This window comes from Flavobacterium oncorhynchi, assembly GCF_002217355.1.
GTDB lineage: Bacteria > Bacteroidota > Bacteroidia > Flavobacteriales > Flavobacteriaceae > Flavobacterium > Flavobacterium oncorhynchi.
Genome location: NZ_MUHA01000007.1, coordinates 287,376 through 299,712 on the forward strand (window position 1 = coordinate 287,376; position 12,337 = coordinate 299,712).

Below are 12,337 nucleotides of genomic sequence, written 5' to 3' on the forward strand. Positions count from 1 at the left end.
AATTATTTTACTTCTTCAATTTTACCACCAAAAACCGTTTTTTGGTTAATTTGCTTTGGTTTTCCATAAATGTAAATAGAGCCTCCTGCGCTCACTTTTGCATCGACAAGGGTTGATGCATTAACATCTGCTTTTCCTCCCGCAGAAACGCTTACTTTCGTCTGAGAAGTGGCTAATTTACTTGCCAGCAAATAACCGCCTGCTCCAAGACTTGCATCTTGATTGGAAGCTTTACCAGTTAATGTTATTGAACCTCCTGAAACTGAGCTTACATTAAGTTTATCAACATCTAAATCAACATTTATTTTTCCGCCTTCCTGAGCACTCACTTTAAAAACAGTTGCTTTTATAGGATCTTTACTTGAAACATAAGCTCCTTCATTGACATCAATAAGTTCTATGTTTCTGTAATACAAAGTAATATCAAGATCATCACCAGATAATAGTTTAGGAAAAGGCATTCTTAATTTTAATAAACCTTTCTTGTTAACAACTTCAACCTCTGCTTCTCTTGCTCCTTTAATAACAATTTTGTTTTCAGAAGATGGAACTAATTTAACACTTAATTTATCAAAAACTTTAACCGAATCGAAATCTCCCAGTTCTTTAGTAACTTGACCAAAAGACATTTGTACAAATAAAATTGCTGCTCCAATAATTAGCTTTCTCATACTTTTATTTTTTTAATTAATATTTATTCAGCTCTTCGTAAAAAATGAAAATCCAGTTGTTTTTTAACTAAATCGGCATTTTTTACTTTAACATAAATTTCGTCTCCTAATTGTAAAATGCTGTTTGAAGTAGCTCCAACTAAAGCATATTGTTTTTCATCAAAAGTATAGTAATCATCTTTTATTTCTCTGATTCTTACCATTCCTTCGCACTTGTTAGAAACGATTTCAACATAAATTCCCCATTCAGTAACACCAGAAATAACGCCAAGGAATTCTTCGTCTTGATGATCCTGCATGTATTTAACCTGCATGTATTTAATACTGTCACGTTCAGCATTTGTAGCTAAACCTTCCATATTTGAACAATGTAAACATTTAGTTTCATAAGTTTCTTCATCTACAGAAGCTCCTCCATCTAGATAATACTGCAGCAAACGATGTACCATAACGTCAGGATAACGACGAATTGGCGATGTAAAATGACTGTAATAATCAAATGCTAAACCATAATGACCAATATTATCTGTTGAATATTTGGCTTTACTCATACTTCTAATCGCAAGAGTATCAATTAAGTTTTGTTCTTTTTTACCATTTACTTCTTCCATCAAAGCATTCAATGATTTCGAAATATCGCCTTTGTTACGGAAATCTATTTTATAACCAAACTTAGCAATTACACCTTGCATTGCAATTAATTTATCTTCGTTTGGTTCATCGTGAATACGATAAACAAACGTTTTCTTTTGTTTTCCAATGTATTCAGCCACTTTTCTATTGGCTAAAAGCATGAATTCTTCAATCAAATGATTGGCATCTTTTGAAACTTTAAAGTAAACTCCTTCTGGTTCTCCTTCTGCATCAAGATTAAATTTTACTTCAACTTTATCAAAAGAAATAGCACCATTTTGCATTCTTTTCTTTCTCAAAATCTTCGCTAATTCATCTAATTTTAAAGTCGCTTCTACAATTTCATCTGAAACTACATAAGAATCTCCAGTTATAGAAATATCAACTGGAATAGTATTGTCTTTTGTTTCAATGATATATTGTGCTTCTTCATAGGCAAAACGCTGATCTGAATAGATTACAGTTCTACCAAACCATTGGTTAATAACTTGTGCATTTGGAGAAATTTCAAAAACAGCAGAGAATGTATATTTCTCTTCATTTGGGCGAAGTGAACAAGCGAAATTAGACAAAACTTCAGGAAGCATTGGCACTACTCTATCTACTAAATAAACCGAAGTTGCTCTTTGATAAGCTTCATCATCTAAGATTGTTCCTTCTTCAAGATAATACGAAACATCGGCAATGTGAATACCTATTTCAAAATTTCCATTTTCTAACTTTTTGAAAGACAATGCATCATCAAAATCTTTTGCATCTTTTGGATCTATCGTGTACGTAAGTGTATCACGCATATCACGACGTTTTGCTATTTCAGATTCCTGAATTGAGGTATCTAATTTTTGTGCATAAACCTCTACTTCTACCGGAAAATCTGCTGGTAAACCGTATTCGGCTAAAATAGCATGAATCTCTGTATTGTGTTCTCCAGGTTTTCCTAAAACTCTAATTACAGATCCAAACGGACTATCGGCTCTTTTTGGCCAATCTTCTATTTTTACTAAAACTACATCTCCATTTTCAGCTTCACCTATTTTATCTTTTGGAATAAAAATATCGGTATACATTTTTGGGTTTGCAGTCGAAACAAAAGCAAAATTTGCCTGAATATCAATAACTCCAACAAACTCTGTTTTATCTCTTTCTAAAACTTCAATTACTTCACCTTCAGGTCTTTTTCCTTTTCTTCTATTATAAACATAGACTTTAACTTTGTCTTTATCTAAAGCACGATTTAAATTATTTGTCGGGATAAAAACATCTTCTGCAAAATCAGGACAAATAAAATAAGCCGTTTTTCTGCTCGTCATATCAATTGTTCCTTCGTAATAATCCTGACTGATTGCTTTTATTAAATACTTACCAGGTTCAGATTCTATAATCTTTTTTGAAGCAGCGAGAATTTTCAAATCCTTAATAATTTGATTTCTGCTTTTAGTATCGTCAAGTTCGAGCTTTGCTCCTATTTGCTTATAATTGAATGGTTTATTAGGGCTTTGCGATAAAATTTTTATTATTTTTCCAGAGAAATCCTTCTCATTTTTTATCGGCTTTCTAATTTTCTTACTCATATATCTTTTCTTATAAGGCTTAAAATTACAAATAAGATATTAGATAATACTTTTTAACAATTAGAATTATTAAAAATATAACTTTTCGTACATTTACAAAAAGACCTAAAATGGAAAGCTTTCAAACCATCGCTATATTCAATTATCAGCACGAAACGGTAGTTCTCAAACACTTACTGGAACAAGAAGAAATTCCATATTTTTTTGAAAACGAAATGACCCTTTCAGTTGTCCCAATGTACTCGGCTGCACTTGGCGGAATCAAACTCAAAGTTCATCCAAACGATTTCGAACAAGTTCAAGAAATTCTAGACAACTTAAACAATCCTCTTAAAATCGTTTAAACAGTTTCTTTTTTTCAAATTAAATTCATTTTTTTTCTTTTTAAACTTTTTTAGTTTTCAACATATATTAAATACAACAAAAAAGATTTTTAAAAATTTAAAAAAATTTGGTTGTTATTATAGTGTGTTAATATGTCGAATAAATTTATTTTTAAAAGTATTGAAATGAAGTTTCTCTTAGTTATCTTGAGTTATCAACATAGTTATTTTTAGCTAAAAGTTTAATTTTTAAGACTTTTTGTATTTTAATTAACAACGGTTGACAACCAAAAATGAATTCATTTTGTAGATAAGTTCATATGTTGATATTTGTTGAAAATGGCATTTTTGATATTGATAACTTTTCTAAAAATTCCTGAAACTTTTCTTGCATTTTAAATTCCAGTTTTGGATTAAGCATTTTTTTGACACGACCAAAAAAAACTTCTAATTTTCTTTTCCAACTTATTAACAAATAATGTTAACTTAAAGTTAATTGAATATCAACGAATTAGGAATCGCTATTAACACTTTAAAATTTTAACAAAAAAGCTGTTTATTCTTTATTGATAATGAGATACTTATAGAGTTATTAAAAATGTTGATAACTGATAAGGATTTGATAGTAAGATAGTTGTAAAACAAGGGTTTCAGCTTACTAATTTCTAAAATAGAGCTTACTATTAGGAGCAGTGCTTTTTAAAGTTAATAAGTATAAAATTTGTGAAAATTAGGGAAATTCATGGCAAACATTTATTAATTGAGTAAATTTGCACAACACAACTTAATAGTATTAAAAATGAAAATTTCGATAGGAAACGACCACGCAGGACCAGAGTATAAAAAAGCAATTGTTGAAATGCTTAAAGCAAAAGGATATGAAGTAACTAATTACGGAACTGATTCTGAGGATTCTGTTGATTATCCTGATTTTGGGCATCCTGTTGCAAATGATGTTTCTGAAGGAAAAGCAGATTTTGGAATTGTTATTTGCGGAAGCGGTAACGGAATTGCAATGACTGTTAATAAACATCCTAAAGTAAGAGCTGGTTTATGTTGGACTAAAGAAATAGCTTATTTAACACGTTTACACAACGATGCTAATATTGTGAGTATTCCAGCAAGATTTACTTCTATTCCACAGGCTGTAGAAATTGTTGAAACGTTTTTAGCAACTGCTTTTGAAGGCGGAAGACATCAAAATAGAGTAAATAAGATTGCTTGTTCGTAAAACAGAAAAAATGGGTGCTTCGCACCAATATATAGTAAACTCACCGGGTATATTTTTAAAATTTATCCGGTTTTTTATTTTTTTAAATTACTGTAATTCAGTTTTATATGCCTATTTTTTGGGGTTATCAACATTGTTAATATCTATATTTTATTATTTACTATTAGGTAAATCAAAAGGGCTTGAAGTATAAAAATTATTGAGAATTTTATAATAAATGATATTTTACTCGTTTTATGTCTAAAGATTAACATTGCTGTTAATAAACCAATTGTTCCGCCAATTGCTTCGAGTAAAAAAAGTGTATTTTCGGGAACTCTTTGTTTGTTTTTTCGAGCTTGATATTTATCATATCCTGCGAGGATAAAAACAATGATATTTACAAATAAAAAATACAGTAATAAAATCTCCATTGGTATAAAATTAAAAACAAAGATATTATTTTAGCCGAATCATTGGTAGGTTACTAAATTTATTTAACAAGTAAATTATATCAATTTATAATTAAGAATTTATTTCATTAAAAGTATGACTAATATTCAATTCATTGCCAAGTCTGTACAAACAGCAGCAATTAATATTCAAAATACCGTTAAATTATTAGAGGAAGATTGTACGATTCCGTTCATTTCTCGATATCGAAAAGATACGACTGGAAATCTTGATGAAGTTGTAATTGAACAAATTGCAAAACTTCAAAAAGAATATGAAACGCTTACAAAACGTAAAGAAGCCGTTCTAAAATCCATTGAAGAACAAAAAGCACTTACACCAGAATTAAAACAAAAAATAGAACAGAGTTTTGATCTGCAGGAAATAGAAGATTTTTATCTTCCATACAAAAAGAAGAAAAAAACAAAAGCTGATGTTGCGCGCGAATTTGGTCTAGAACCGTTGGCGAAAATTATAATGTCTGAAAATGATGTTGATGTCGATTTTATTTCTACTCAATACATCAATGAAAATGTTGTTAACGAAGAAGCTGCCATGCAAGGCGCACGAGATATTGTTGCAGAATGGATTAACGAAAACATTTACGTTCGTAAACAGCTTCGTAGATTATATCAGCGAAAAGCAACTATTGGAACCAAAGTTGTAAAAAAGAAAGCCGAAGAAGAAGGCGCACAAAAATTCAGTCAGTATTTTGATTGGGAAGAACCTTTAACTAAAACCCCTTCGCATCGTTTATTAGCTATGCTGCGTGCTGAAAATGAAGGTTTTGTTAAAATGAAAATTGATGTTGATATCGATGATGCTTACGATGTTATTGATGAAATTATCATTAAAAAACAAAACAGTACAACAGCTCATTTGCAATTAGCGATTGAAGACAGTTATAAACGTTTATTAAATCCAGCAATAGGAAACGAAACGTTACAAGAAGCAAAAGCAAAAGCAGATGCTAATTCAATTCAGGTTTTTGCTAATAATTTAGGACAGCTTTTATTAGCTCCGCCTTTGGGCGAAAAACGAATTCTGGCAATTGATCCAGGATTTAGAAGTGGTTGTAAAGTAGTGTGTCTGGACGAAAAAGGCGATTTATTATACAACGAAACAATTTATCCGCACGCACCTCAAAATGAGGAAACAATGGCAATCAAGAAAATCCGTTCGATGGTAAATGCGTATCAAATTGATGCTATTTCTATTGGTAACGGAACTGCTTCTAGAGAAACGGAATTTTTCATTAAAAAAATTGCGTTTGATAAACCATTGCAGGTTTTTATCGTTTCTGAGGCAGGAGCTTCTGTTTATTCAGCATCAAAAATAGCGAGAGAAGAATTTCCTAATTATGATGTAACAGTTCGTGGTTCAGTTTCTATTGGGCGTCGACTTTCAGATCCGTTGGCTGAATTGGTTAAAATTGATCCAAAAGCGATTGGAGTAGGACAATATCAACACGATGTTGATCAAACGAAATTAAAAGAAGAATTAGACAATACTGTAATTCGATGTGTAAACTCTGTTGGAATTAATATTAATACTGCAAGTAAACATTTGTTGAGTTATGTGAGTGGAATAGGAGAGAAGCTGGCAGAAAACATTGTACAATATCGATCAGAAAATGGTCCTTTTGAAGATAGAAAGCAATTGAAGAAAGTTCCGCGTTTGGGTGATAAAGCCTATCAGCAAGGCGCAGCTTTTATTCGAATTTCGAATGCTAAAAATCCATTAGATAATTCTGCGGTACATCCAGAAGCTTATCCAGTTGTTGAAAAGATGGCAAAAGATTTGAAACTTTCAGTAAATGATTTAATAGCAAACAAAGAGAAAACAGCGCTTATTAAGGCCGAAAACTATATTACACCTGAAATTGGTTTGCTTACATTAAAAGACATCATAAAAGAGCTTGAAAAGCCTGGATTAGACCCAAGAAAGTCGGCAAAGGTTTTTGAATTTGATGCTAATGTAAAATCAATCAAAGATTTAAAAACGGGAATGATTTTACCAGGAATTGTTAATAACATTACCAACTTTGGCTGTTTTGTCGATATCGGAATCAAAGAAAGCGGTTTGGTTCATATATCACAATTGAAAGCTGGTTTTGTAAGCGACGTAAACGAAGTTGTAAAATTACATCAGCATGTTGATGTAAAAGTTACTGAGGTAGATGAGGACAGAAAGAGAATTCAGCTGACAATGATTTTATAAAATTTCAAAAAAGAGAATTAAACAAAAAAATCCCAAACTACATTGTAGCTTGGGATTTTTTAATAAGGTTGTAAATGCTTATTTAGTTTCTTCCTCTTCTTTTTTAGGCGCTGTTTGATCATCTTTAGCAGCGTTTTTAAATTCCTTAATTCCGCTTCCTAAACCTTTCATTAATTCTGGAATTTTTTTACCTCCAAAAAGTAATATCACAATACCTACTATAACAAGGATTTCTGTAAGACCTAATCTTCCCATGATTGTATAATTAATGCCGAAGCAAATTGATTTTCAAATTCTACCGCAAAGGTATATAGAATATACGAACAACAAGGGTTTTTGGTTTAAAATATTTGTTACTTACTGCGTTAAATATTTTATAAAATATTTAAATTGCTGTGTTTGCTCATTTTTGTCAGACAGCAGCAATACGATTAATTACTATATTTGCTTGTATAATTAACCAAATGACTAAGAAAAAATTCAATTTTAGAAAAAATTTGTTCATCAAAAACCGCTTGGTAATCTTGAATGAAGAAACTTTTGAAGAAATTTTTTCATTTAAACTCAACTTAATGAACGTTTTTGTAACGTTTACTCTAGGCGGTATATTTTTAATATTAGTAACTACTTTTATTATTGCTTTTACACCTTTACGCGAATTTATTCCAGGATATTCTTCATCGCAATTGAAAAGAAATGCGACAGAACTTGCCATAAAATCAGATTCATTAGAAAGAGCTTTGAGGAAAAATGAAGCTTATATAAAAGGGGTTCAGAAAGTATTGAAAGGAGAATTAGAATATGCAAAATTCAATAAAGATTCCATATTAGCAGATGTTGATGAACCTTCTGATGTAAATATGAAAACCACCGAAGAAGAAATTAAGCTTAGAGAAGAAGTTGCAAAAATGGAGAAGGAGTCTATCAATTCTAAAGCTGTTAAAAATAAAAAAGAAAAGAAATAATACCATTAAAAATGTCTATTAAATCAGTAGCAGCAAAACTATTTGCCAGCAAAATATACCATAAAACACAGGCTTGGGCCAATAAACCGATAGAAACTCAAAATGAAATATTTAAGAGTTTAATCAGTGATGCAAAAGAAACTGTGTTTGGAAAAGACCATCATTTTAAAAAGATAAAAACAGTTGATGATTTTCAAAAGAATGTCCCAGTTCGAGATTATGAAGATTTAAAATTGTATATCGATAGAGTAAAAGAGGGAGAAGAGAATATTCTTTGGAAAGGAAAACCAATTTATTTTGCAAAAACCTCCGGAACAACCTCCGGCGCAAAATACATTCCGCTTACAAAAGAGTCAATGCCATCTCATATAAAAGCCTCTCGAAATGCGATTTTGCATTATATTTATGAAACGGGAAATGCTGATTTTGTTGATGGGAAAATGATTTTCCTGCAGGGAAGTCCAATTTTAGTTGAAAAATACGGAATCAAATTTGGAAGATTATCCGGAATTGGAGCGCATTTTGTACCAAAATATCTGCAGAAAAACCGAATGCCCTCTTGGGAGACCAATTGTATTGAAGATTGGGATACTAAAGTAAATGCAATTGTAGAGGAAACAATCAATCAAGATATGACCATAATTTCGGGAATTCCGTCTTGGGTACAAATGTATTTTGAGCGTTTAGAAGAAAAAAGCGGCGGTAAGAAAATAGGAGAGTTATTCAAAAATTTTAATTTGTTTATTTACGGCGGAGTTAATTACGAGCCTTATCGTGCTAAGTTCGAAAACATGATTGGCCGGAAAGTAGACAGTATCGAATTGTTTCCAGCCTCTGAAGGTTTTTTTGCTTATCAAGATTCTCAGAAACAAAAAGGAATGCTTTTGCTTTTGAATTCGGGAATTTTCTACGAGTTTATTAAAGCCGATGAATTCTTTACCGAAAATCCAAAAAGTTATACGATTGGCGAAGTAGAAATGGGGATTAATTATGCCTTAATAGTTTCTACAAATGCCGGGCTTTGGCGTTATAATATTGGCGATACCGTTCAGTTTACCTCTTTGTTTCCGCATAGAGTTATTGTTTCAGGACGTATCAAACATTATATTTCTGCTTTTGGAGAACACGTTATTGCCAATGAAGTCGAAAATGCGATGAAAGAAGCAACAGCAGGAACAAATATTGTAATAAACGAATTTACCGTAGCGCCTCAAATTACGCCATCAAACGGATTACCATATCATGAATGGTTTATCGAATTTGAAAACGAACCAGAGAATATGGAAACTTTTGCGGAAGCAATTGACGATTCAATGCGAAAACAAAACATTTATTATGATGATTTAATCACCGGAAATGTGTTGAGAAAAGTAGTTGTTACCAAAGTTTCGAAAAATGGATTTCAGGAATACATGAAATCGCAGGGAAAATTAGGCGGACAAAATAAAATTCCGAGATTATCAAATAATAGAGATATTGCAGATAATTTGAAGTAAAGGTTATTAAAAAGAAAGATAGGTAGATTTCAATTAAATTAACATTTATAATTCCTAATTTCGTTTAATAAAATACCACAGATATCTTCTCAAAAAGAAGATTTTTAAAATAAAAAACATGAAAGAAACTAAACATATATCAAGATCAAGAGCTCAGGAATCATCTGCAGCTATAGAAAAAATGTACATTACAATGCGTCACTTATTCAACCGTGGTTTTTATAAACCAATGGGAGTTTCTGGTGATAGTTTAAGAGAATCATTATTGGCTTTACGCCCAGAAATTTATGGGAATATTGCCGAAGAAAAAGTAGAATTAAACGGACTTTTGTACGTTATAGAACGTTTACCAATAGGAATCGAACAATGCCGTTTTATCAATTTAACTTCAGATGAAGGTTATTCTAAATCGCATTTTCAACCAATTGTTCCTCCAAAAAGAAGAAGAAACTGTTATAGAATCGACGAGGAACAAATGAATGTCGAAATCACGCGCGGACGTTCTGATATTTACGATATTCTGACGCATTTGACTTTTATTTTTATCGAATCGCATAAAATTAAAAATAGAGTTTTATTAGATGACGGTGGAGAGGTTTCTCGCGATTGGCTTAAATTAGAACAAGCTGTAATGCAGACTAAAAAGCTGGCGCAGATTGAAAAAGAAAAAGCGATTTCGCACGTTGCAAACATTTTAGGCCGAACTTTTGAAGAGGTTTTAGACATTTATGACGCTTTTGGTTCTGAAAATGCGCCTGATCGTTTCCTTCACGTTATTTACTGGTTAGGAAAATTAGCAATCGAAGAAATTGTTGAAAACAATAAACGAACAATTACTTTCAGCCCTGTTTTACGCGAACGTCTAGGGCACCATATTCACGGAGAAATTTGGGCAACAAATATCAAAGAAGTTCTAAAAGCAAATGACCTTTTAAAACGACCAATTCACGTAATTAGTGCTAATATGCACAGTGTGATGAACTCGATTTTTGCGACGCCTTTATTGAAAACAAAATTTAAAGGAAAAACAGATTTCTTTATATATGAAGAATTAAGCAACTCAGGATCAAAAGAAATTAGAAGTCATGTTGAAGAATTGGCTTTGAAAAACGGAATGATTTCACTTCCTGATACTTCGGGAACCAACATTGACGTTCAAATTTTTGATACGGCAAAAATCGACTGGTCAAAAACAGCATTCTCTGAAGCGAAAATCGACGATGAAAAACCGGTAATTATTGTAATGGATTATGCTTTTGGAGAGCAGGCTTATGAAACTATCGACGAACTTTTAAAACCATTTAAAAAAGAAACATTACTAAATGTAAAATCAGTTTCTATAATGGGTAAAGCCGGAATTCTTGAAGGTGGAAAAGGCGATATTATGATTCCTACAGCACATATAAATGAAGGAACGGCTGATAATTATTTCTTCGAAAATGAATTAACAGGCGCCATGTTTGAAGGAAACGATATTGCAGTTTTTGAAGGTGCGATGGTTACTGTTTTAGGAACATCTTTGCAAAACAGAGATTTATTGAAATTTTTCCACGAATCGACGTGGGGTGTAATTGGTCTTGAAATGGAAGGATCTTATTACCAAAAAGCGATACAATCAGCTTCAAAAATTAGAAAAAGTGTACCGCACGATATAAAAGTTCGTTATGCCTATTACGCTTCAGATAATCCATTAGAAACGGGAAGTACTTTGGCTTCTGGCGGACTTGGAACAACGGGGGTAAAACCAACTTATTTGATTACTATTAAAATTTTAGAACAAATTTTCAACGTAAAATAAAAAACGTAAATGAGTACAAAAGTACCCCAAAACAACTCAGAGCAGGAAATTGATATTTTTGATTTATCGAAAACAATTGGGAATTTTTTCGACAGAATAAATGCCTTACTTTTTAGATCAATTCAGTTTTTTATTCGAAACTGGATAATTATATTGGTTTTGATTGTTCTTGGATTTGGTTTGGGGTGGTTTTTGGATTCAAACAAAAAGACGTTTCAAAATGAGGTTATTGTAACGCCCAATTTTGGCAGTGTAGATTATTTATATTCTAAAATAGATTTAATCGAGTCTAAAATTGTTTCAGGAGATACTGTTTTCTTAAAAAAGGTCGTTGGAATTTCGAATCCAAAAGCAATCAAAAAAATCGAAATTAAACCAATTGCCGACGTTTATAAATTTATTGAAGACAAGGAACAAAACTTTGAACTCATAAAATTAATGGCTGAGGTTGGTGAAGTAAAAAAAGTTCTGGAAGATAATATAACGAGCAAAAATTATACTTTTCATACTATTTCGTTTGTATCAAATAAAGAAGTAAATGACAAAGAAATAGTTTTACCATTGATGCAGTATTTAAACAGCTCAGAATATTTTAATGCACTTCAAAAAATAGGATATAAAAATCTAGAGCAGCAAATTGCTAAAAATGATACTATCATTGCTCAAATTGACGATGTTTTAAATGGTTTTTCGAGCACGGTTAAAAATGGACCAAAGAACGATAAATTGGTTTATTACAATGAGAATACACAGCTTAATGATCTAATTAAAACCAAGCAAACTTTGATAGTTGATCAAGGAAGAAATAGATTAAAGTTAGTGAACTACGATAAAGCAGTTAAAGAGATTAATACCACTTTGAACATAAATATTGTAAAGCTTACAAATGGTAATTTTAAAATTTTGCTTCCAGCAGTCTTTATTCTTCTTTTTATTTTTATTCATTTGTTCAAGAAGTTTTACAACAGTCAGCTTTTAAAATCTCAAATTAAATAAC

The 12,337-nt window shown here is 31.4% G+C and carries 11 protein-coding genes; 7 read left to right on the forward strand and 4 right to left on the reverse strand.

Annotation, left to right across the window (positions count from 1 at the left end; translation table 11 throughout):
* Positions 1-2: 2 nt before the first annotated feature.
* Together B0A75_RS06680 and rnr are read right to left on the reverse strand one after the other, a co-directional pair.
* A complete protein-coding gene (locus tag B0A75_RS06680) occupies positions 3-671 on the reverse strand; it encodes a head GIN domain-containing protein (RefSeq protein ID WP_089053522.1) in 669 nt (222 codons plus the stop codon).
* A 23-nt stretch (positions 672-694) separates the two neighbouring features.
* The gene (gene rnr, locus B0A75_RS06685; RefSeq protein WP_089053523.1) at positions 695-2,875 is read right to left on the reverse strand and encodes a ribonuclease R; all 2,181 of its coding nucleotides are present in this window, start codon (positions 2,873-2,875) and stop codon (positions 695-697) included.
* A gap of 110 nt (positions 2,876-2,985) precedes the next feature.
* On the opposite strand from rnr, the gene B0A75_RS06690 reads away from it, so the two are divergent.
* Together B0A75_RS06690 and rpiB are read left to right on the forward strand one after the other, a co-directional pair.
* Positions 2,986-3,219, forward strand: a complete 234-nt coding sequence (locus tag B0A75_RS06690; RefSeq protein ID WP_089053524.1) for a putative signal transducing protein — start codon at positions 2,986-2,988, stop codon at positions 3,217-3,219.
* A 778-nt stretch (positions 3,220-3,997) separates the two neighbouring features.
* Positions 3,998-4,429: a ribose 5-phosphate isomerase B gene (rpiB, locus tag B0A75_RS06695; RefSeq protein ID WP_089053525.1), complete on the forward strand. Its 432-nt coding sequence runs from the start codon at positions 3,998-4,000 to the stop codon at positions 4,427-4,429.
* 143 nt (positions 4,430-4,572) lie between these two features.
* Here the strand turns inward: rpiB and B0A75_RS06700 are convergent, their stop codons facing one another.
* Entirely contained in the window at positions 4,573-4,842 is a 270-nt protein-coding gene (locus B0A75_RS06700) for a DUF1294 domain-containing protein (RefSeq protein WP_089053526.1), read from the reverse strand.
* A 115-nt stretch (positions 4,843-4,957) separates the two neighbouring features.
* Here B0A75_RS06700 and B0A75_RS06705 point away from each other — a divergent pair, with 115 nt between their 5' ends.
* Entirely contained in the window at positions 4,958-7,081 is a 2,124-nt protein-coding gene (locus B0A75_RS06705) for a Tex family protein (protein ID WP_089053527.1), read from the forward strand.
* Between the two features lie 78 nt (positions 7,082-7,159).
* Here the strand turns inward: B0A75_RS06705 and B0A75_RS06710 are convergent, their stop codons facing one another.
* The gene (locus B0A75_RS06710) at positions 7,160-7,336 is read right to left on the reverse strand and encodes a Sec-independent protein translocase subunit TatA/TatB (RefSeq protein ID WP_089053528.1); all 177 of its coding nucleotides are present in this window, start codon (positions 7,334-7,336) and stop codon (positions 7,160-7,162) included.
* 209 nt (positions 7,337-7,545) lie between these two features.
* Between B0A75_RS06710 and B0A75_RS06715 the strand changes: the two genes are divergently transcribed.
* The 4 genes from B0A75_RS06715 to B0A75_RS06730 all read left to right on the forward strand — a co-directional run bounded on the left by B0A75_RS06715 (position 7,546) and on the right by B0A75_RS06730 (position 12,336).
* Complete coding sequence (locus tag B0A75_RS06715; protein ID WP_089053529.1) at positions 7,546-8,046, forward strand: peptidase; 501 nt, start codon at positions 7,546-7,548, stop codon at positions 8,044-8,046.
* 11 nt (positions 8,047-8,057) lie between these two features.
* Positions 8,058-9,542: a GH3 auxin-responsive promoter family protein gene (locus tag B0A75_RS06720; protein ID WP_089053530.1), complete on the forward strand. Its 1,485-nt coding sequence runs from the start codon at positions 8,058-8,060 to the stop codon at positions 9,540-9,542.
* 118 nt (positions 9,543-9,660) lie between these two features.
* A complete protein-coding gene (locus B0A75_RS06725) occupies positions 9,661-11,340 on the forward strand; it encodes a DUF6909 family protein (protein ID WP_089053531.1) in 1,680 nt (559 codons plus the stop codon).
* 9 nt (positions 11,341-11,349) lie between these two features.
* On the forward strand, positions 11,350-12,336 hold the full coding sequence (locus B0A75_RS06730; RefSeq protein ID WP_089053532.1) for a hypothetical protein: 987 nt from the start codon (positions 11,350-11,352) through the stop codon (positions 12,334-12,336).
* Position 12,337: the final 1 nt, after the last annotated feature.

Coding starts and splice junctions, on each gene's coding strand:
- B0A75_RS06730 (WP_089053532.1), top strand. CDS start 11,350: ATGAGTACAAAAGTACCCCAAAACAACTCAGAGCAGGAAATTGATATT.
- B0A75_RS06725 (WP_089053531.1), top strand. CDS start 9,661: ATGAAAGAAACTAAACATATATCAAGATCAAGAGCTCAGGAATCATCT.
- B0A75_RS06710 (WP_089053528.1), bottom strand. CDS start 7,336: ATGGGAAGATTAGGTCTTACAGAAATCCTTGTTATAGTAGGTATTGTG.
- B0A75_RS06705 (WP_089053527.1), top strand. CDS start 4,958: ATGACTAATATTCAATTCATTGCCAAGTCTGTACAAACAGCAGCAATT.
- B0A75_RS06715 (WP_089053529.1), top strand. CDS start 7,546: ATGACTAAGAAAAAATTCAATTTTAGAAAAAATTTGTTCATCAAAAAC.
- rnr (WP_089053523.1), bottom strand. CDS start 2,875: ATGAGTAAGAAAATTAGAAAGCCGATAAAAAATGAGAAGGATTTCTCT.
- B0A75_RS06720 (WP_089053530.1), top strand. CDS start 8,058: ATGTCTATTAAATCAGTAGCAGCAAAACTATTTGCCAGCAAAATATAC.
- B0A75_RS06690 (WP_089053524.1), top strand. CDS start 2,986: ATGGAAAGCTTTCAAACCATCGCTATATTCAATTATCAGCACGAAACG.
- B0A75_RS06680 (WP_089053522.1), bottom strand. CDS start 671: ATGAGAAAGCTAATTATTGGAGCAGCAATTTTATTTGTACAAATGTCT.
- B0A75_RS06700 (WP_089053526.1), bottom strand. CDS start 4,842: ATGGAGATTTTATTACTGTATTTTTTATTTGTAAATATCATTGTTTTT.
- rpiB (WP_089053525.1), top strand. CDS start 3,998: ATGAAAATTTCGATAGGAAACGACCACGCAGGACCAGAGTATAAAAAA.